The sequence below is a fragment of the Candidatus Comchoanobacter bicostacola genome (genome assembly GCF_024172705.1).
In the GTDB taxonomy this organism is placed as follows: Bacteria; Pseudomonadota; Gammaproteobacteria; order Comchoanobacterales; family Comchoanobacteraceae; genus Comchoanobacter; species Comchoanobacter bicostacola.
In genome coordinates this window covers 782270-800754 of the sequence record NZ_CP092900.1, presented here as the reverse complement: position 1 = coordinate 800754, position 18485 = coordinate 782270, and the positions used below count along the sequence as shown (strand labels likewise).

Genomic DNA, 18485 nt, shown 5'->3' with positions numbered 1-18485 from the left:
TTATTCTTTGCATATGATACTCTATTCACATCCAGATTGTATTTATAGTCATCGTGTACGCATGGTTTTGTGTGAGAAAGCGGTTACTTCTAAAGTAATACTTGTTGATCCAGAACAACCATCAGAAGAATTTTTGCAGATAAACCCGTATGGAACGCTGCCTACGTTAGTGGACCGTGATTTGGTGTTAAATCATTCATCAATCATAATGGAATATCTAGATGAGCGTTTTCCTCATCCACCTCTATTACCGGTTTATCCTATTTCTAAGGCGAAATCTCGTTTGATGATGAATAGAATTGAGACCGATTGGTATTCACTAGTTAAACAGCTAGAAGATAATCCAGATAATGAAGCTGCTAGAAAGAAGATTAGGGGCTCACTACTAAAGCTAGAGCCAATTTTTTCTGAGATGGATTATTTTGTGAGTACAGAGTTCTCACTTGTAGATTGTTCAATCGTCCCGGTATTATGGAGGATGCCTAGGTATGGTATTGAGATTCCTAAAGAAGCTGTTTCAATTCATGAGTATTGCAAAAGAGTCTTCTCTCGTAACTCGTTCCAAGCAAGTCTTACCGATCAAGAATGCACCATTCGTGAAGATGATGAAATCGACTAAGCCATATTTACTAGAAGCGTTGTACCGTTGTATCAGTGATAGTAAGTTAACTCCATTGCTTTATGTAAAGTGTGATATTCTAGGCGTTCAAGTGCCGCCAGGATATGACAATGATGGATATATTGTGCTTGATGTTTCTCATGATGCTGTTACGAATTTAAAAATGCAGGAACGATTTGTTTCCTTTGAGGCTATTTTTGATAATGCGCCATTCAATATTTATTTACCAATGCCTTCCATTTTAGCCATTCGTTGTGCTGAGAATGATATAGGGATTGAGTTTGGCCTTGAACCGGTTGACGCTACTCAGTCACATCAGGATGAAGTGACTGAAGATGAAGCGACTGACGGGGGAGAGGCAGAGGCAGGTGATGGAGGTCGTAAAAAGCCACATCTAACAGTATTGTAGGTCGTTAAAATTAGGAGCTATTGATGTTTGAGTATTTAGCAATATTTTTGTTGGTTCTTATTGTTTATATTATTTATGTATACAATAGGATGGTGGCTCTGCGTGAAGCAGCACGCAATGATTATCGTCAAATTGATATCCAGTTGGACAGGCGTTTTAAAGTTTTTGAGCAACTTATTGGAGCCGTTAATAAGTACCTTGACTATGAAAAAACGGTCTTAAAGGATGTGGTTGCATTAAGAACTCAGGCTCAAACAGCTAAGTCTACAGGTGATGAGAAGAATCGTATGCAGGCTGAAAACGCTATTTCTAAGATTGCAGGCGGTATCAATGTTGCCTTTGAAGCTTATCCTGAACTTAAATCTAGTCAGAATGTGCTTCAGTTCCAAGAGGAGGTCGTACATACTGAAAATAAATTGTCCTTCGCTAAGCAAGCTTATAATGATCGATCAGAGCAATATAACGCATATGTATTGAGTTTCCCAGTAAACTTATTGGTAGGTGTTTTCGGTGAAGGCTTTAAACAGTTAGTATACTGGCAGTTAAGCTCAGAAGAGTCCGCTAAACGTGAGCAATATACTGCTAAGCTATAATGGTCGCTAATTGGCGAGAGATTGCCCGCGTAAATAGAAAAAAAACACACTATGTTATTCTTTCATTTGTAGTTATCTATCTTTTTTTAGGCGCATTTATTGCTATTTTATTTTCGCCTTATGCTTACAATGTAGATCTTTGGCCAAGTATTGTCATGCTGGAATCGAGCATTAATATCATCTCTGGTTTTATGTTGTTCGCGATTGTTTGTGTCTTGTTTTCAGTATTATTTGGTGCCAAATTTTCATTATCCGGATTGACTGCTGAGTTGATTACAGAGGGTCAACAAGATAAACAGTGCCGTCAGCTCTTTCATGTGGTTGAAGAGATGCGTATCGCATCAGGTATGCGTATTAATCCTAAGATATATGTAATTTCAGCTGACTATATGAATGCTTTTGCAGCAGGATGGTCAGAAAAAGATGCGATTGTAGCGATCACCCGGCCTTTACTCGATGTATTGAGCAGAGAAGAGTTACAAGCTGTTATGGCGCATGAATTGGCTCACATTCAACATGCAGATACACGCGTTCTGACGGTAGTATCAACACTGTCAGGTTTAGCTGTTTGGGTGGTGGATTGTCTTTTCCGCTCTGTATTGTACGGAGGGAGCTCTAGAAGGCGCTCAAACAATCAGCGTGGTGGTGGTTTAGCATTGGTTGTTATTATTGCACTGAGAGTTTTACTTCCTATTATCACAGCTCTTTTGGTGATGTATGTAAGCCGTAGTCGGGAGATGATGGCAGATGCCGGGTGTGTTAAAATGACCAGGAATGGACGTGCGTTGGCTCAAGCATTGGTAAAGATTCATCAATCACATAAGACAGCTAAGTTAAACAAAGAGCAACCTTATTCAAGCACCATGCATAATAGTTTACGCTCAATGTCATTCATGTACAGCCCTGCAGAAGCAGGTGTCGGTGACTCATGGGATATTGCATCTTGGTTTTCAACACACCCATCTTTGGCTGAGCGTTTAAAAGCACTCAATGCTGAAGATCTTTTATAGCTTTCCCCATGCATCGAGTGCGCGGTTACGTGTTACTTTTAGATCTACAATGGCGCGTGGGTAATCAATACCTATCTTGAGGTATGGACTTAATTGTTCATCGCTCATATCCCATATTTTATGGATCATTTTTGCTGGAACATCACGTAGTTCTGGAACATACTTTTTAATGTAGGTAGCATCTTTATCAAACTTTTCACCTTGTAATCCTGGGTTAAACACTCGGAAGTAGGGGGAAGCATCAGCGCCAGATCCAGCAACCCATTGCCATCCGGCTGCATTACTTGCTAAGTCTGCATCTACTAGGTTCTCCCAGAACCAGTCTTGTCCTTCGTGCCAATGGTGCAGTAGGTTTTTTGTTAAAAATGATGCTGTAATCATTCTTAGGCGATTATGCATTGTTCCGGTTGTTAATAGTTCCCGCATGCCAGCATCCACAATGGGGATGCCAGTTTGTCCCTGTTGCCAGGCTTTTAGTTCTTTATCATTATTCAGCCATGGGAATTGGTCAAATTTACGATTAAAGTTTTCAGTCGCAAATGTTGGGAAGTGATACAATAAATAATATGAAAACTCACGCCAGCCGAGCTCGCTTAAAAAGGTATCAATACCGGGTGTAAGATCCATTTTAATAGATCGATGCCATAATTGATGTGGAGTAATTTGTCCAAAATGTAGGTATGGACTTAAATGAGAGGTTCCTTTTATTCCTGGAAAGTCTCTATCTTTTTTATATTGGTTTACGCGTTCATTCAAAAATTGTTCACTACGTTTGTGCGCGGCAGATTCACTGGGTTCCCAAATTGCAGATAATTGCTGATGATCTGCCTTATCATGGTATAAGCCTAGTGTTTCAACCTCCGAGCTCAGCTGAGTGAGGGTTATATATTGAGCCTGTGTTTTACCAATAGGGTGTTCAGGTTCGGCAGCATTCATACAGCCTTTACGATAAAAGGGGGTAAAAACTTTATAAGGGAGGCCACTTTGGTTAAGAACTGTAGATGGGTCCCATAAAAGCTGTCTTTGGTGGGTTTGTGTTTGAATGTTGTTCTGCTGACAAAACTCAATAACCTCTTGGTCTAGGTCTGTTTCATCAGGCTCAAAGCACATATTCCAATTAATGCTCTCAATAGCATGTGTTTTAAGCAGCTCTATAAAGCAGGCTAAAGGGTGACCTTTATAATAATGCATGGGTAGATCTTGTTGCATACTTTTTAAGCTTTCAGATAGCCACCACTGAGAGCGTTTGCCTAGATCTGGGTCATAGTGGGTGTATAGGGCTAGAATAGGTCCCTTTAGATGCGCACTATATAATGCGGGGTTATCATACAAACGAAGGTCTCGTCTGAACCAGATGATATTGATCTTTTGAGTCATAATGCTACCTATTTGGCTATTAATAAAATGGGTTTATGGGTGCACAGAGCACTCTATAATCTTTGCTGATGTATTATAGGGGATTATAGGTGTTGTATCTATAGCTGTATTATTTGTGTTATTTATCATTCTCTTAAAGGTGGTGGGTTTGATGTTTCACTTGCAATATCTACTTAATTATGATAACTTATTTAAATAATATAACTTAAAAGAGGTATAATTATGAGTGAGACAGTGTGGGGTGCTTTCAGCGGTGCGGTAGGTTATTTTGTGGCTAATGCAACAAAAGTGGCAGCTAATTGTTCTCCAGATACGGTGCTTTTTGGTTCTATGATAGACTATCTGAAGTATAAGTGGATTGCTAGGAAAGATAGTTCCCAAGAAAGTGGCAAGTTCTCTTACACTACCTTTTGGTGGTTAATGTATGCTTGGTATGCAATTAAGTCTATTTTTGGATATAAGGACTTACAAAGAGTTAAACTCTGCACAAAACTATTAAAGAAAATGAATAGTGGTTCTCTAAGCGATGGAGACCGTGATGATATAATTAATGTAATGCCTAATGCTAAGGAGTCTGCAGCTAATTTTACTGCGCTAGTTAATGATTCATTACAGGCCTCTGCCTGAGTTTAACAAGTATTAGTTGAGTTGAAATATGTATCTATTAACTCAACTCCTTTACTTGCTGGGAGTGAGATACGCAGTCTATCTTGTAATCTTTTGTCAATAAAGTATTGATTAATATCGTCATATCGCTTTTGGTAGATGTATTGACAGTGAGTGTTTTTTTTACTATATTTATCATTATTCTAGCAAGAAAGGTTTGAAGGTATGATTAAGATTCCACTTTTATTATGTCATGAATTGGGGTTTGATCGTGATGAATATAAGGACACTAGCCATGAGGAGATCCAGAAGAAGATATATAAAAGCGATTATGGAGTGATGTTCTGTTATTTAATACAAAAAAATATACTTAAAATGGACTTTTTTAAAGATTTTCTTGCTAAGTCAAAGGAGCCTCTTAGAGAAATCACTAGACTAAATAAGCAAATTGATCGACTAGATGATAGCCCAAATGAATCGAATCAAGAAGGACTAAAGAAAGAGGTTGATAAGAAATTTGCTAAATTAAAAAATCAGCAGGCGTCTCTAACTACCTTTTGGTGGTTCTTTTATGCATGGTATGCAATTAAGTCGATTTTTGGTAGTAAGGTCTTTGTAAGAGTAAAAAATAGTAAAAAATTATTAATGGCATTTGGAAAAAATAAATCTTGGAGTAGTTCTGTAGAGAAGTCCCTGGCAGAGCGTCTTGCATCTGATATTAAATCCCCAGCAGAAACCATACTTGAACGTGTAGTGAGTTACTCTATAAAATCTGCTGAAGAACTTCAAGAATGTGTTGAAGTAGTAGCGCCGTCTACGAAGTAGTGAGCTAAATTAGTTTTCTGATGTGTTATGTGCTTGTAAGATATTGCTTTTTATTGTACAATTCTTTCAATTATTAAAAAGGTGTGAAAATATGATTAAATTTAACACAATGAATGGGGAGATCTTAAATCCTGAATTTCGTGAATCGCTTAGGTTTTTGATTGGTTATTTAATGAACAAAAAAATATTAAAGACTGACTTTGTAAAAAGTTATTTTAATAAGGTTTTGAATCTGTGGAAAGGCGCCATTAAGTCTGGCGTTGTACCAGATGTGCCTGAGTTAACAGTGCCTTTAACTACCTTTTGGTGGTTAATGTATGCCTGGTATGCAATTAAGTCTATTTTTGGCGGTAAGGAGTTTGCAATAGTAAAGGCTTGTAAAAAATTGTTAATGACTTATGCAAAAAATAATACATGGAAGGATGTGGATTCGACTAAAGCAGATAGCTTGTCTAGCCATATTAAAGAGTCTGCGAATAAGGGGTTAGCGAATTTAGATCGGTGTTTTACCGAAGCTAAGAAAAACTTTGAAGAAGACCTGCGCTCTATACTTCCAGTTGGTATCTTTCTCTCTAGTTTCTGATAATTACGCTGCTAGGAGTGCTGGGGGAAATATTTCTCCAGTACTCAGCACCGTAGTATAGTATAGGCTGCCTTAATTATAAAAAATTTATTGCATTTTTTTATAATTAACTCAAATCCTTTAATTGCCTATAGGTAATTGCTCATAAGTAGTGTCATAGCTCTCTAAATTTGTACCCTTTGTAACAAAAATAGATTGTGTTTTGGGTTAGATATCGTTATTTTGATTGAAAGGTTAAATAAGAGGTTATCTATGTCATTTAAACAGTTCTCTTGGTATCATATGCAAAGTCCATTATTGCTTTCCGGGGATGCACTTGAGGAAGCATTATCTTCAGACAAAGCATATAGTCCACATGCGACACAGACACGTTCTATTGGTTGGGTAAGCCCTTTGGGTTCTGATGAGCCACTTGCAATTAGCCTACAAGATTATACATGGCTTAAGGTTCGTATTGATACGCGTTTATTGCCGGCAAGTGTAGTGACTGAAGCTGTGAAAGAAAAGCTACAAGAAAGAGAAGCGGAGCAGGGTTTTCCTGTATCTGGAAAACAAAAGCGTGTTTTAAAAGAGGAGACGACGCTAGAGCTCTTGCCCAAAGCATTTATTCAAAGTAAATTCATAAACGTGGTTATAAGCCCTAAAGATGAGCTATTGTTGGTAGATAATACCTCTAATGCAACTAAAGATCTTGTTATTGATTTATTAAGACAAACCTTTGGTAGTATGCCGCTAACGCATTGTCATGATCAAAAAAATGAAACGGCACAAGTCTTAAAGGCTTGGACTCAGGAGCAGTCACTTCCCCATTCACTAGTCGTGGATACAGATTGTACACTGGTACATCCAGATAATATGCAAGCTAAAGTAAGGATCATTCAACATGAGCTAGGCAGTCCTTTAATCCAGTCGCATTTAGATTCAGGTATGTTGGTGACACAGCTTGCGCTTAAGTTTGAAAATGAGTGGGCGTTTGTAATTAATGATTGCTTAGATGTGAGTAGAATTAAAATGCTTGATATAGAATCTGATTCACAAACTGAAGAAGACCCTAAGTTACAAATTATGACTGATTTTTCATTAAAGGTTCCAAAGTGCTTTGCATTGATTAATCAGTTTAAAACCTGGTTTGCTATTACTGAGACTCAGGAGGCTGCACATGCCGAGTGATGATTTGGCTCAGTTATTGCAGGGATCAGATTCTACATTACCAGAAGATGCGCTAAGTAGCTTATTAAAAGAAGGGCGTCAATTAACGGTAAAGGCAGGGTTTGATCCAACAGCTGCCGATTTGCATTTAGGGCATACTGTTTTGATTGAAAAGTTGAGACAGTTTCAGGACCTAGGTCATAAGGTTGTATTTATTGTAGGGGATTATACAGCGTTGATCGGTGATCCATCTGGAAGAAATGCAACTCGACCTCCATTATCACCTGAGCAGGTGAATGAAAATGCACGAACTTACACCGACCAGGTATTTAAAATTTTAGATCCTGAAAAAACAGTGATTAAATTTAATAATGAGTGGCTGGGTAAACTAACCAGTATGGATTTAGTTCACTTATCAGCAACACAAACTGTTGCACGTATGCTTGAGCGTGATGATTTCTCTAAACGCTATAAGTCTAATCAGCCGATCAGTATCCATGAGTTTTTATACCCTTTGTTACAAGGCTATGACTCTTATGCAATAGAGTCCGATATTGAACTGGGTGGTACCGACCAAACCTTTAACTTATTAATGGGGCGAGAAGTGCAGAAAGCTTATGGTATGAAGCAGCAAGCTATTTTAACGGTTCCATTATTAGAAGGCTTGGATGGCGTGAAAAAAATGTCTAAGAGCTATGATAACTATATCGGTTTAAATGATACGGCAATTGATATGTATGGAAAGGTGATGTCTATCTCTGATGAGCTAATGTGGCGTTACTATACACTTGTATCAGGTCTGTCTGTAGATGCGATTAGTAAGCTAAAGACAAAGGTTACTGAGGGGACTAATCCAAGAGATCTTAAAAGACAGTTGGCTCATCGAATTGTGCAACGGTTCCATAGTAAAGAGGATGCAGATAAAGCTCAGGAAGCTTTTATTAATCAGTTTTCCAAAGGTGGGATCCCTGAAGATATTCAGTCGATTAAGCTATCAGATAAACAATTATCAATGCCATTAGGTGTGCTACTCAGAGACATAGGTTTAGTTAGCTCATCATCTGAAGGATCACGTATGATTAAACAAGGCGCTGTACGTTTGGATGGACAGGTGATTACTAGCCTGCCAGAGTTGAGTCAATCGCATGTTCTACAAGTTGGAAAACGACGTTTAGCTAAGATTTCTTAATGGATTTATCTTCTGTTGGCAAAAAAATCCTTGAGCAATGTACCACAGGTATCTGCTTGAATACCCACAGTAAACTTAGGGGTGTGATTGAATATACATTGCTCGAGTAGTTTAGGCTGAGAAAACACACCATTTTTAGGATCAGCAGCGCCAAATACCACACGCTCAATACGTGCTTGGACAATCGCTCCGTAGCACATAATACAAGGTTCCAGTGTTACATAAAGGGTAGTTCCAATTAACCGGTGGTTTTTTAAGTGCTTTCCGGCTGCACGTATGCAGCATATTTCAGCATGTGCAGTTGCATCATGATTCATAATGGTTTGGTTATGTGCTTTTGCAATCACTTGATTATTATGAATGATGACTGCCCCGATGGGCACTTCGTCAGCTTGCTCTGCGAGTTTGGCTTGCTCAATAGCGCAAGACATCCACTGTTGGTCAGCGTTAATCACGGAAATTATTAAATTGTATGGGTGTGTTAAAGTTGTGCTCTTTTATCATATCCATAATGGTACGAAGATCATCAATCTTTTTAGCAGTTACACGGACTTTTCCATCCATGATGCTACTTTGTGCTTTTATTTTAGAGGCTTTAATCATCTTGTTGATTTGTTTACCGTCCTCAGTGGATATGCCTTCTTTAATTTTGAATTTTTTCGTAGCACTAGACACATTCGTTTCTACGTCTTGTCCATCAAGAACTTTGATATCTATTTTTCGAGCAACTAAACGTGTTTGCAAGACTTTCTCTATTTGCTCAATTTGGAATGCATCATCAGCAGTTAAGGTGATTTCACTTTGGTCATACTTAGCACTAGCTGAAGTATCTTTTAGGTCAAACCTTCTAGAAATTTCTTGTGCAGTTTGCTGCACAGCATTATCTAACTCGTGGTGACTGACTTCTGATACGGCATCAAATGTTGGCATAATAAATCCTGGTTGTTTATTACTTTATATCCTTAATGCGGCAATAGATCAAGCCATCAGTTATTTTGTTGATTGGTTTTGTCTAGATAACCATTTCTAATGGCTAGATGCATCAGTGCAATATCATTTTCTATATCAAGTGCTGTGTATAAATCCTGTTTTATTTTTTCAATTTCAGAGGTGCTCATACCAAGTTGTTTAGCTATTTCAGCAATACTTCTTCCATAAATAATCTCTTTACAGATGGTGGTTTCTAGTTTAGATAGATTATTCATAATTAAGTCACGCCCTAAGTTCATGTTGCTTTTTATTTTGTCGGATACTGCACTGCAAACATATTGCTCACCTTGATATACGCGTTCGATAGCTTCACACATTTCATTAAAGTTAACCCCTTTAGTGAGATAACCACTAGCCCCTACATTTAGAATTTCGGAGGGTGCGTTATCATTACAATGTGCAGATAATGCGAGTACTTTTATATCAGGGTAACTAAGCAATATTCTTTTTGTTGCCTCAACACCACCAAACCCTGGCATTGAGATGTCCATCAAGATCACATCAGGTTCATGATTGGGGGTTAAGTGACAGGCTTCTTCTCCACTACTGGCTTGTGCACATACATTAATTTTAGGGTGTGTTTTTAATAAGCTAAATATTCCATCTCGTACTATTGCATCATCATCAACGATCATCACCTTTATAAACTCTGCTTGTTCAGACAATATGTCTTGTGAATTAAGTGCGTTTAATCTTTTCTCCATACGGTTCTCCTAACTATATTTCTTTTAGTTATATTCAGTTTTATATTTTGTCAGGTTTTTTTAGTTGCTTAAGAGAATTGAGATGCCAATTTTACTGTTATTGTATTGTCCTTCGATTGAAACCTTGGGTTGTATTTGCATGCTGAGTGCAAATATATCATTATTCTCGTCATTGAGTTGATGTCTGATAATCAACCAAATACGCTCTGTCAGTTTTTTACTTAATACCAGCTCAGAGTTGTTGCCAAGATTGTTGTTCTCATTGCTCTGGTTAAATGATATGTCAATATTGAGTGAGGTAGATATACTGTTTATTGCGCTAAATAAATTTAGAAGGGTAGAGTCTTCTGAGTTGCCACTAATTATTTGTAGCAGTGCAAAGTTTTCATTGCCTGGGGGTAGTGTGTCAGACTTGCTTAGTATTTGTGTCACCATATCTAGATAGTTATATGAATGGCGTTTGGTGTAAAATTGAACTTGTGGGTCACTTAAAATGCCAGAAACATTCAAGTTGATTTCGTCTTGTTTTGGGGCTGTAGTGCCCGAATGAAATGTAGCATTTTCTGTTTTTTCTAGGTTAATAGTCCCATTAAGCCAGGATTGTTGGTTATAAGTAATATCGAGTTGATTTAATGAGATCTCATGGTTAAGTAAGATGACCGAGGGAGATTGGAGGTTAACATGTCCAGTAATGTACTCTTGACCATCATTTGGGATGTTGAGCGTAAGTTGTGCATCTGCAGATCCTTTAAATCCATATATATTTAGGGGTGCTTGGTCAGCCTGGAGTAATAAATCAATAGTGCGATTAGAGGACTGTTCTGTTTGTAAGTGGCGTATAATTGTAATGTCATTTTCTAATGCTTGAAATAAAATGTTTGTGTTTGGGTTGAAGCTAAACTGCTTAAGATTTAGTGTGCCAGTGATGTCATTTTTACCTATTTCTACATCAACATCAGTTGATAAGTTTTGGTTTTTGTCGACATAACTTGTTAAATTTTTAGCCTGAATGATGAGTTTGTTGTTGTGTGTTTTTAAATGAATGTTGCCTTGAGGGGACTCTAGATATCCGCTGATATTGTCTTCAAAGCCAGGTCTCTTTTCCCATTCAAGTCGACCATTGTTTATCTCTATATTTATTGGGAATAGAAAGTTGGGTATAATATTTGATAAGGAGCTTTGAATTTGCTTGAGTTCTGCAGTACCTGTAATATCAAGAAAGTCGGTTTTATTTCCATATAGGGTATAGTCTCCATTAAGGACGCCTTGATTGATTTCAATTTCAGTTTCAAAGTTGTTCAACCCCTGGGTATTGATATTTAAGTCTAGGTTGTTGATTTTTTGCTTGAGTGACCAGTCATTAGAGACCTTGTCATAGTGGCCGCTTGAACAAATAGATGAAGATTCGGATGTGATACATAGCGGTGTGAGGATGGCCTCTGTTTCACTAATCTTTATTTTTCCATTATTGTCTGCACGCCAGAGGTAATAATTGCTACGGAGTGTAATGTTGTTTATGAAGACTTCTATTTCTTGCGGATGATTTAATATCGTGAGGTTTGCAAGTTGTGTTTGGTCATTGTGTGATGCGATAAGCTTAATATCAAAGCTATTCTTTTCTTTGGGTTGTGCATATATAGATAATTGTTGTGTCTCAAAAAAGGGTGAGGTTATATGTTCTATAGAGATATTGAGTGGTGTAATATCATCAGGTATGTAGGTTAAATCAAACTCTTTCAATGATGCGTATGATGTATCTAGCTGACTTGAGTATAGGTGGGTGTAAAACTGATTATGCTCTGTTTGTATCATTGTGAAATCAATGTTGCCAAACATCAGAGGGATCCATCCGGTGCTATTTTTTAGGGTTCCTATATACAGCGTTTGATTAGCAGGTGTTTTTTGAATGCTAAGATCCAGCCAATTACTTTTAATGGCCAATTGAATCATATCTTTATCAGTGTTTATGTTTCCTGCTATGAGTGCTTGAATAGAATCATTGGCTAATGTAAAGTTTTCAATATTTAATATGAGTGAAGCTTTTTTCAGATTGCCTCGAGCTTCAAAATGTATTTGATCATCGGCGTTTTTATAATGCGACTTTAGGAAAAAGTTATGGTTGTTACGGTCATAAAATATTGAACCATACTGCTTGTCTTTAAATGTTGCTTGCCAAGTTGAATGTGTTTGCGTGGTTAATAACTCAATGTGTTCGCCATGTCCATAGAGTTTAATATGTCCACTCTTTTTTGTAATAGGGTGGTATGAGGCTTGATAATGCTGATTGTTTATTTCTAATGATAGCTTTTGATCTCCATCATTTAAGTATTCAAGATTTCTCATATAAGTGGGTAATCTATCGAGGTAACTGAGCTTGATTTCTGCTATGCTGACTTTGTTGGCTTTTAATCTGAGCAGGCTAATTTCACTAATATCTACTTGTTCTGCATAGAGTTCAATTTGACCCAAGGGGTATATAACTTTATTTGCATAAAGTGTACCTGACCAGAGGCTGCCTGATAGGTGCTCTACATTTATAGGTGTTGTTTGGTTAATGAGATAGGCTATGGCGGGGTTGCTAAGTGGAGAGAGTGTGATAGCAATAAGAGCGACAAATAAAAGAATGATTTTGGGTATGATGCTTTTGGTCATAAGTGTTCCTCAGCTTCTACACCAAAGTGTATCACAATTTTGCCTGTATTATGGTTTTTACCAATAGATAGATTGAATCGACTGTAAGGGCTTTGGTATGTTAATAATGCGCCATAACTTGGTTGGTAGGTGTCGCTATTATCTTGGCTACAGTAGCCTGTATCGAAAAATCCACCGAGTAAAAGAACTTTGAAAGGATATTGAATCGCATTTCTGGATAAGAGCATGCGTTTTCCTTGGTTGATTTCTTTATTTTCAAGGCCTCTAACTGAGTCAGGGCCCCCTAGAGTGAAGTGCATGGACAGTGGAACTTGTTCAAAGTCATCAGTAGATATTTCACCGTATGAGACCTGATTCTGTACGGTGATGGAGTTATAATGAAAAATATTCTTTGATGATAAATAATATCTGGTTAACGTGATATCAGACCCTGCATTTTCATAAGTCCCAAGGATATTTGCTTTTAAAGAAAGCGTATTATTTTCAGACTTGTGTAAAAAGTGTGATTTAAGCTTAGGGTAAAGTAGTTTGGTCGTATAGGAGTTTGGGTTTTGATCAATCTCTATATTAATGGATGATTTTTCAATCAGATAATTAATAGAGGGCTCTATCGTGAAATTCCCGGCTTCTTTGTGGATGATGAAGCTTAAGCTGAAGTTTTCCCCTTTGTCATTAGATTGTTGTAAAAATGAACGCACATTAGTAGACAGTAGAGAGTAGTCATGTAGATGAGTGCTGGAGGGGAAATAAAGGTCACTGGTAAACTGGTGGTCGAGGTAAGATATATAGATGTTGTTGATGATCTTGCCACCACATTCTAGAATGTTATTCAGGGTAAAGCTGAGTTGCAGGCTAGGATCGAAGTTTTCTTCAGTATCTGAATTGGCTAGAATGCCTAAGCCAATGGCGTAGTCTAATGAGTTTAAAGGATCTGTTATTATATTAACATCTTGGATGTTTGTCTGTGCTGGGTTGTCAGTAACCTTAAATGATACACGACTGTATACTTGTGCTTGCTGAATATTACTTTGTGCTTGAAGGATATCAGACTCCTGATATATAGAGCCAGGTGCAAAGGTTAAAAATTTTTCTAAACAATGGGGTAGCGCGCTATCATTTAGTGTGACCTCACCAACATAATATTTAGGCCCTAATAAAATTGAGTAGTGAAGTGTATTGGTATTTCTCACTAAATCTATAGTTGTATTTTCACGTTTTACCTGGACTGATTTATAGCCTATTTTTTTCAGTATAATATTCAGGTCATGTTGAATACTTTGTAAATTAGCGCTGGAAAAAGCTGAGTGATGGTAACTTTGTATGACTCTTTGGATGTTCGCATTAAGTTGGTCTTGCTCTGATTCACTATTCTCAGTATCAAAGGTGATTTCCTCGATTCGGGTTAGTTCGCCAAGTACGAGCTTTATGACTGTTTGTCCATTATCTGATGGAATGATTTCTACTTTGGGATTAAAGTACCCGTATGGGTAGATGGCTTCACTTATTTCTGATTTAAGTTGAATCACTTGATAGCTATATGTTTTATCGAGTGAAATCTTTTTGCTGGCTAGCCTATTTTCAATATTTTGAATAATTTCTTGTGGAGCGCCACTGATATAGGGTTTAGCAAGGGCTAAAGAGGAGGTTATTAATAATGTGAGCAATAACTTATTCATATCTTGAGTCAGTTTATGATATGTTAAATGACTTTGAATTAAAAACATAGTGAATTTTAGCAGTTGGTGCAGAATGATGCGAGAAATATATTTAGCTTTATTAGGGCAGGAACTATACTCTGATAAAAGAACCCATCAATCAGAGGATGATTCTTTATTGTTGTGTGATATTAGATCGCTATGCAGTCATTGGGGGATTGATTTAATCATGGCGGAGTGTGAGCGTCCTTATCGGGCGGGGAAGGAGTTGTTTGTGTCGCATGTGGAATCGATGAAGCCAGAAGAAAAGGTAATGCTGTATCAGTTAATTAAGGGAGAGGTGGATGAATGATCAAGCGATTGAGCGACTGTTGAAGGCGGAGTATAGTCGCCAACAATCTCAAGCGGTGTTAATTGCTTCTGAAAACTATGCCTCATCGGATGTGTTGCGTGCACAAGGTTCTGTTCTTACCAATAAGTATGCAGAAGGTTATCCTGGAAAACGCTATTATGCGGGCTGTCGATATGTCGATGAGGTTGAAATTTTAGCTATTCAACGCTTAAAGGAGCTCTATGATGCTGGTTATGCGAATGTGCAGCCACACTCAGGCAGTGATGCAAATATGGCAGTGTTCCACGCGCTATTAAAGCCAGGGGATGTTATTTTAGGTATGGCGTTAGATGCGGGGGGGCACTTGACTCATGGGCACAAAGCCTCAGTAAGTGGGAAGTTATACCAATCGTATGCCTATGGCTTAGATGAGCAGGGACTTGTTGATTATGACTCAGTAGTTGAACTTGCTGAGAAACATAAGCCAAAGTTAATTATCGCTGGCTTTTCTGCATATTCTCAAGTTCTGGATTGGGCGCGTTTCTCTGAAATTGCAAAATCATGTGGCGCGTATTTATTAGCGGATATGGCCCATGTGTCAGGATTGGTGGCATCAGGTCATTATCCTTCACCTTTGCCTTATGCGGACCTTGTAACGAGTACGACACACAAAACACTGAGAGGCCCGAGAGGGGGGATGATTTTAGCGAGGGAAGCATCAGAGGTGACTCGGAAAGTTGATCGGTCTGTATTTCCTGGTTTACAAGGCGGGCCATTGATGCATGTTATTGCAGCTAAGGCAGTTTGCTTTTATGAGGCGCTGCAACCCGAGTTTAAAACCTATCAGCAACACGTTGTGTTAAATGCCAAGGCTATGGCTGAAGTGTTTTCCAAAGCTGGGCTGAGTGTGGTATCAGGCTCAACAGAGTGTCATATCATTTTGCTTTCTTTGCAGGGGCTGGATTATAATGGTCACCAGGCACAAACTCTGTTAGAAGAAGCAGATATTATTGTGAATAAGAATGCAATTCCAAATGACCCGTTGCCGCCACAAAAAACGTCAGGCATTCGCTTGGGTACATCAGCTTTAACTACTATGGGAATGGTGGAGAATCAGGCAAAACAGCTAGCAACTTGGATTGTTAAACTGCTAAGTAACCAAACTGATGTACAGTCAGTTAAACAATATGTGGGTGCGCTAATGAAAGAATTGAAAAGTCTGGAGCGGTAAACGATGTATTGCCCAGCCTGTTTTTCACAAGATATACGAGTTATTGACTCACGCCCTTTTGTAGAGTTGAATCAAATTAAAAGGCGACGGGGGTGCCAAGGGTGTGGTCATCGGTTCTCAACGACAGAATCTATTGAAACCGGATTTCCTAAGATCATAAAGCGTAGCGGTAGTATTGTTGAGTTTGACCCAGGAAAAGTGCGTAAAGGAATTGTTAGAGCGGTTGAGAAAAGGCCGCTTTCTGTCAGCCAAATTGATCAGATGATGGCTAGAATAATGCATAGAATCAGCAAGATGAATGTGAAAAGCTTGAATTCTAATCGCGTTGGGTATATGATTATTGAAGAATTGAAAGAAGTTGATTTAATAGCGATGGTACGATTTGCAACCGTTTATCACTGCTTTAAAGATATTGAGGCATTCAAAGACTTTATTGACCAGTTGGTCGGTGATCCTGTATTAAATGAGAATAACGATGAGTAAAATATCAAGGTCTTTAACTAGAAGGTTTGCGGTAGAGGTTTTATATCAGTGTTCGCTTGGCGCGGCTTCATCTGAGGATGTCTTGAACCGTTATTTGCTTAAAAAGCGGGTAGACCAAGACTATCTAACTGCATTGGTGAATGGTGTTGCTAGTCATAATATTGCAATTACGACAGCCGTTGAGGATGCATTGGTTGATCGAGCGTATGCAGAGTTAGATTTGGTTGAGCAAGCTATATTGCAAATGTCGGTGTATGAGTTGATGTATCGTTATGATGTTCCGTATCGGGTTGTCATTAATGAATCAGTGAACTTAGCAAAACTTTTTGGTGGTCAAGATGCACATAAGTTAGTTAACTCAGTGCTTGACCGTATTGCAAAGGATGTAAGGAGGCTAGAGTGTGGTGGCGACTCAAAATAGCTGAGTGTTGTGCAACGGGTCTTTATCTAGGGAGATCACCAGTGGCACCAGGTACTGTGGGTACTTTATTGGCTTTCCCACTGGCATGGATAATGCTTTATCTTCCCTTAAATCTTCAGTTATTATGTTATGTGTTTTTAGCAGCAGGGTTGACGCTGGCAGCCTCTATATGGGGTGTCTACCTTAAAGATAGTGATCATAGAAGTATTGTATGTGACGAAATCATTGGAATACTGCCATTGCTGTTGTATTTTGAGGCACACTTATGGTTCTGGGCTTTTTTACTATTTAGAATTTTTGATATTATTAAACCTTGGCCTATTTCTTGGGTTGATAGAGCCGTTAAAGGAGCGCTTGGGTGTATGCTTGATGATGTGTTAGCTGGAGCTATCGCATTTGGCATATTGTATGGGGCTGCTTTATATATGGGGTCTTAGTAAGTCATTAATTGTTGTTTTACTACGGGTTTTCTCATCTGCATATTTAACAATGATTGCTGCGCTTGCTTGGTATGTTTCATTTGGCGTGGGAAGTGTTCCCGGTATAACAACTGCGTTTGGTGGGATCTCACCATAGCTGGTTTCTCCGGTCATGCGATTATAGATTCGCGTTGATTGGGTGAGAAATACGCCGCTTGCAACAACTGCGCCAGAGCGAACAATCACACCTTCTGAAATTTCAGAGCGACCACCAATGAAGCAATTATCTTCGATAATAGTTGGTAATGCTTGTAATGGTTCTAGTACGCCCCCAATGCCTGTCCCGGCTGAAATATGAACGTTCTTACCAATTTGAGCGCCTGAGCCTAAACTTGCAAAAGAATCGATCATGGAGCCATCATCAACATAGCATCCAATATTGATAAAGCTGGGCATGATTACGGTCCGTTTGCCGATATAGGCACCAAACCTAATGTGTGCAGGCGGAACGATACGTATGGTGTCTGGAATAGGGGTTTTACTGTATTTATAGATACTATGATCCCTGTAGGTGTTCGAGTACTCTGTAAGTCTATCGGGTTTGGCATAATGGATGTAGGCAATAATTGCCTTTTTAACCCACTCGTTTGTGGTCCATTGGCCTTTTTCGTATGCACATATCCTTATTGTTCCTGTGTCTAGGTCATTAATGATTGATTTAAGTATGCTGAATTGTGCTGAATCAATTTCTTTTTTCTCGAGCATTAGGTCGTAAATTATTAGGCATTGGCTGCTTTTCTTATCCATGTAAACTCCATTTAAATCACAGTAGATTATGACAAATTTTAATAAGTTATGCGAGAAAAACGTTTTAAAATGTCTTAGATGTTTAAAAAACTTGTATTTCGAAATCGATTGGTATATTTTTCTAGTATATTCATCGGGGTATAGCGCAGTCTGGTAGCGCGCCTGCTTTGGGAGCAGGATGTCGGGGGTTCAAATCCCTCTACCCCGAAAGAGCGCCTGTAGCTCAACTGGATAGAGCATCGGCCTTCTAAGCCGAGGGTTGTAGGTTCGAGTCCTACCAGGCGCGATTTTGACTTTGCCTGTAAATTGTTTTAGAATTGCTTCTGTATGGTGAGCGTAGCTCAGTTGGTAGAGCCCCGGATTGTGGTTCCGGTGGTCGTGGGTTCGAGCCCCATCGTTCACCCATTTTTAAGAAATATTAAGGTATACAGT

The 18485-nt window shown here is 38.5% G+C and carries 21 protein-coding genes and 3 tRNA genes; 17 read left to right on the top strand and 7 right to left on the bottom strand.

Annotated features, from left to right (window positions below; translation table 11 throughout):
- The first annotated feature begins 13 nt into the window (after positions 1 to 13).
- From MMH89_RS03900 to htpX, 4 genes are read left to right on the top strand one after another with little or no spacing between them, the layout of a single operon-like run.
- On the top strand, positions 14 to 619 hold the full coding sequence (locus tag MMH89_RS03900; RefSeq protein WP_258568139.1) for a glutathione S-transferase N-terminal domain-containing protein: 606 nt from the start codon (positions 14 to 16) through the stop codon (positions 617 to 619).
- The gene (locus MMH89_RS03895; protein WP_258568138.1) at positions 606 to 1028 is read left to right on the top strand and encodes a stringent starvation protein B; all 423 of its coding nucleotides are present in this window, start codon (positions 606 to 608) and stop codon (positions 1026 to 1028) included. Before MMH89_RS03900 ends, MMH89_RS03895 begins: the two co-directional genes overlap by 14 nt.
- 23 nt (positions 1029 to 1051) lie before the next feature.
- On the top strand, positions 1052 to 1621 hold the full coding sequence (locus tag MMH89_RS03890; RefSeq protein WP_258568137.1) for a LemA family protein: 570 nt from the start codon (positions 1052 to 1054) through the stop codon (positions 1619 to 1621).
- Positions 1621 to 2631 (top strand): zinc metalloprotease HtpX, encoded by a 1011-nt coding sequence (gene htpX, locus MMH89_RS03885; RefSeq protein ID WP_258568136.1) that lies wholly within the window; start codon positions 1621 to 1623, stop codon positions 2629 to 2631. Before MMH89_RS03890 ends, htpX begins: the two co-directional genes overlap by 1 nt.
- Here htpX and MMH89_RS03880 read toward each other — a convergent pair.
- Entirely contained in the window at positions 2626 to 4008 is a 1383-nt protein-coding gene (locus tag MMH89_RS03880; RefSeq protein ID WP_258568135.1) for a cryptochrome/photolyase family protein, read from the bottom strand. The two genes, htpX and MMH89_RS03880, sit on opposite strands and share 6 nt — an antisense overlap.
- A gap of 222 nt (positions 4009 to 4230) precedes the next feature.
- On the opposite strand from MMH89_RS03880, the gene MMH89_RS03875 reads away from it, so the two are divergent.
- The 5 genes from MMH89_RS03875 (at position 4231) to tyrS (ending at position 8360) form a co-directional block, all read left to right on the top strand.
- Positions 4231 to 4635 carry a hypothetical protein gene (locus tag MMH89_RS03875; protein ID WP_258568134.1) on the top strand — a complete coding sequence of 135 codons (405 nt, stop codon included), beginning with the start codon at positions 4231 to 4233 and terminating at the stop codon, positions 4633 to 4635.
- A gap of 204 nt (positions 4636 to 4839) precedes the next feature.
- Positions 4840 to 5439: a hypothetical protein gene (locus MMH89_RS03870; RefSeq protein ID WP_258568133.1), complete on the top strand. Its 600-nt coding sequence runs from the start codon at positions 4840 to 4842 to the stop codon at positions 5437 to 5439.
- Between the two features lie 91 nt (positions 5440 to 5530).
- Positions 5531 to 6022: a hypothetical protein gene (locus tag MMH89_RS03865; RefSeq protein ID WP_258568132.1), complete on the top strand. Its 492-nt coding sequence runs from the start codon at positions 5531 to 5533 to the stop codon at positions 6020 to 6022.
- A gap of 252 nt (positions 6023 to 6274) precedes the next feature.
- Complete coding sequence (locus tag MMH89_RS03860; RefSeq protein WP_258568131.1) at positions 6275 to 7192, top strand: recombination-associated protein RdgC; 918 nt, start codon at positions 6275 to 6277, stop codon at positions 7190 to 7192.
- Entirely contained in the window at positions 7182 to 8360 is a 1179-nt protein-coding gene (gene tyrS / locus MMH89_RS03855) for a tyrosine--tRNA ligase (RefSeq protein ID WP_258568130.1), read from the top strand. Before MMH89_RS03860 ends, tyrS begins: the two co-directional genes overlap by 11 nt.
- A 5-nt stretch (positions 8361 to 8365) precedes the next feature.
- On the opposite strand, the gene tadA is transcribed toward tyrS, so the two are convergent.
- Genes tadA through MMH89_RS03830 form a run of 5 tightly spaced genes read right to left on the bottom strand, consistent with a single transcriptional unit; the run spans position 8366 to position 14430 of the window.
- Positions 8366 to 8791, bottom strand: coding sequence for a tRNA adenosine(34) deaminase TadA (gene tadA / locus MMH89_RS03850; RefSeq protein WP_425491975.1), 426 nt, complete (start codon positions 8789 to 8791; stop codon positions 8366 to 8368).
- 16 nt (positions 8792 to 8807) lie between these two features.
- Positions 8808 to 9290, bottom strand: a complete 483-nt coding sequence (locus MMH89_RS03845) for a YajQ family cyclic di-GMP-binding protein (RefSeq protein WP_258568129.1) — start codon at positions 9288 to 9290, stop codon at positions 8808 to 8810.
- Positions 9291 to 9346: 56 nt separating this feature from the next.
- Positions 9347 to 10054 (bottom strand): response regulator, encoded by a 708-nt coding sequence (locus MMH89_RS03840; protein WP_258568128.1) that lies wholly within the window; start codon positions 10052 to 10054, stop codon positions 9347 to 9349.
- A gap of 60 nt (positions 10055 to 10114) precedes the next feature.
- Positions 10115 to 12706, bottom strand: a complete 2592-nt coding sequence (locus MMH89_RS03835; protein ID WP_258568127.1) for a translocation/assembly module TamB — start codon at positions 12704 to 12706, stop codon at positions 10115 to 10117.
- Positions 12703 to 14430 carry a POTRA domain-containing protein gene (locus tag MMH89_RS03830; protein WP_258568126.1) on the bottom strand — a complete coding sequence of 576 codons (1728 nt, stop codon included), beginning with the start codon at positions 14428 to 14430 and terminating at the stop codon, positions 12703 to 12705. Before MMH89_RS03830 ends, MMH89_RS03835 begins: the two co-directional genes overlap by 4 nt.
- Positions 14431 to 14458: 28 nt before the next feature.
- Here MMH89_RS03830 and MMH89_RS03825 point away from each other — a divergent pair, with 28 nt between their 5' ends.
- From MMH89_RS03825 to MMH89_RS03805, 5 genes are read left to right on the top strand one after another with little or no spacing between them, the layout of a single operon-like run.
- On the top strand, positions 14459 to 14713 hold the full coding sequence (locus tag MMH89_RS03825) for a hypothetical protein (RefSeq protein WP_258568125.1): 255 nt from the start codon (positions 14459 to 14461) through the stop codon (positions 14711 to 14713).
- Positions 14706 to 15923, top strand: coding sequence for a serine hydroxymethyltransferase (gene glyA / locus MMH89_RS03820; protein WP_258568124.1), 1218 nt, complete (start codon positions 14706 to 14708; stop codon positions 15921 to 15923). Before MMH89_RS03825 ends, glyA begins: the two co-directional genes overlap by 8 nt.
- Positions 15924 to 15926: 3 nt before the next feature.
- Positions 15927 to 16406, top strand: coding sequence for a transcriptional regulator NrdR (nrdR, locus tag MMH89_RS03815; RefSeq protein ID WP_258568123.1), 480 nt, complete (start codon positions 15927 to 15929; stop codon positions 16404 to 16406).
- Positions 16399 to 16827, top strand: a complete 429-nt coding sequence (gene nusB / locus MMH89_RS03810; RefSeq protein WP_258568122.1) for a transcription antitermination factor NusB — start codon at positions 16399 to 16401, stop codon at positions 16825 to 16827. Before nrdR ends, nusB begins: the two co-directional genes overlap by 8 nt.
- Positions 16806 to 17264, top strand: a complete 459-nt coding sequence (locus tag MMH89_RS03805; RefSeq protein ID WP_258568121.1) for a phosphatidylglycerophosphatase A family protein — start codon at positions 16806 to 16808, stop codon at positions 17262 to 17264. The genes nusB and MMH89_RS03805 overlap by 22 nt, the downstream gene beginning before the upstream one ends.
- Here the strand turns inward: MMH89_RS03805 and MMH89_RS03800 are convergent.
- Positions 17247 to 18053, bottom strand: coding sequence for a 2,3,4,5-tetrahydropyridine-2,6-dicarboxylate N-succinyltransferase (locus tag MMH89_RS03800; RefSeq protein ID WP_258568120.1), 807 nt, complete (start codon positions 18051 to 18053; stop codon positions 17247 to 17249). The two genes, MMH89_RS03805 and MMH89_RS03800, sit on opposite strands and share 18 nt — an antisense overlap.
- Positions 18054 to 18187: 134 nt before the next feature.
- Here MMH89_RS03800 and MMH89_RS03795 point away from each other — a divergent pair.
- The 3 genes from MMH89_RS03795 (at position 18188) to MMH89_RS03785 (ending at position 18456) form a co-directional block, all read left to right on the top strand.
- A tRNA-Pro gene (locus MMH89_RS03795) sits at positions 18188 to 18261 on the top strand.
- Positions 18262 to 18265: 4 nt separating this feature from the next.
- A tRNA-Arg gene (locus MMH89_RS03790) sits at positions 18266 to 18339 on the top strand.
- 44 nt (positions 18340 to 18383) lie between these two features.
- Positions 18384 to 18456: transfer RNA gene (locus MMH89_RS03785), tRNA-His, on the top strand.
- Positions 18457 to 18485: the final 29 nt, after the last annotated feature.

Excerpts from the sequence above, each read along its gene's own strand:
- MMH89_RS03900 (WP_258568139.1), top strand. The coding sequence starts at position 14 with ATGATACTCTATTCACATCCAGATTGTATTTATAGTCATCGTGTACGC.
- MMH89_RS03895 (WP_258568138.1), top strand. The coding sequence starts at position 606 with ATGAAATCGACTAAGCCATATTTACTAGAAGCGTTGTACCGTTGTATC.
- MMH89_RS03890 (WP_258568137.1), top strand. The coding sequence starts at position 1,052 with ATGTTTGAGTATTTAGCAATATTTTTGTTGGTTCTTATTGTTTATATT.
- htpX (WP_258568136.1), top strand. The coding sequence starts at position 1,621 with ATGGTCGCTAATTGGCGAGAGATTGCCCGCGTAAATAGAAAAAAAACA.
- MMH89_RS03880 (WP_258568135.1), bottom strand. The coding sequence starts at position 4,008 with ATGACTCAAAAGATCAATATCATCTGGTTCAGACGAGACCTTCGTTTG.
- MMH89_RS03875 (WP_258568134.1), top strand. The coding sequence starts at position 4,231 with ATGAGTGAGACAGTGTGGGGTGCTTTCAGCGGTGCGGTAGGTTATTTT.
- MMH89_RS03870 (WP_258568133.1), top strand. The coding sequence starts at position 4,840 with ATGATTAAGATTCCACTTTTATTATGTCATGAATTGGGGTTTGATCGT.
- MMH89_RS03865 (WP_258568132.1), top strand. The coding sequence starts at position 5,531 with ATGATTAAATTTAACACAATGAATGGGGAGATCTTAAATCCTGAATTT.
- MMH89_RS03860 (WP_258568131.1), top strand. The coding sequence starts at position 6,275 with ATGTCATTTAAACAGTTCTCTTGGTATCATATGCAAAGTCCATTATTG.
- tyrS (WP_258568130.1), top strand. The coding sequence starts at position 7,182 with ATGCCGAGTGATGATTTGGCTCAGTTATTGCAGGGATCAGATTCTACA.
- tadA (WP_425491975.1), bottom strand. The coding sequence starts at position 8,791 with ATGTCTTGCGCTATTGAGCAAGCCAAACTCGCAGAGCAAGCTGACGAA.
- MMH89_RS03845 (WP_258568129.1), bottom strand. The coding sequence starts at position 9,290 with ATGCCAACATTTGATGCCGTATCAGAAGTCAGTCACCACGAGTTAGAT.
- MMH89_RS03840 (WP_258568128.1), bottom strand. The coding sequence starts at position 10,054 with ATGGAGAAAAGATTAAACGCACTTAATTCACAAGACATATTGTCTGAA.
- MMH89_RS03835 (WP_258568127.1), bottom strand. The coding sequence starts at position 12,706 with ATGACCAAAAGCATCATACCCAAAATCATTCTTTTATTTGTCGCTCTT.
- MMH89_RS03830 (WP_258568126.1), bottom strand. The coding sequence starts at position 14,430 with ATGTTTTTAATTCAAAGTCATTTAACATATCATAAACTGACTCAAGAT.
- MMH89_RS03825 (WP_258568125.1), top strand. The coding sequence starts at position 14,459 with ATGCGAGAAATATATTTAGCTTTATTAGGGCAGGAACTATACTCTGAT.
- glyA (WP_258568124.1), top strand. The coding sequence starts at position 14,706 with ATGAATGATCAAGCGATTGAGCGACTGTTGAAGGCGGAGTATAGTCGC.
- nrdR (WP_258568123.1), top strand. The coding sequence starts at position 15,927 with ATGTATTGCCCAGCCTGTTTTTCACAAGATATACGAGTTATTGACTCA.
- nusB (WP_258568122.1), top strand. The coding sequence starts at position 16,399 with ATGAGTAAAATATCAAGGTCTTTAACTAGAAGGTTTGCGGTAGAGGTT.
- MMH89_RS03800 (WP_258568120.1), bottom strand. The coding sequence starts at position 18,053 with ATGGATAAGAAAAGCAGCCAATGCCTAATAATTTACGACCTAATGCTC.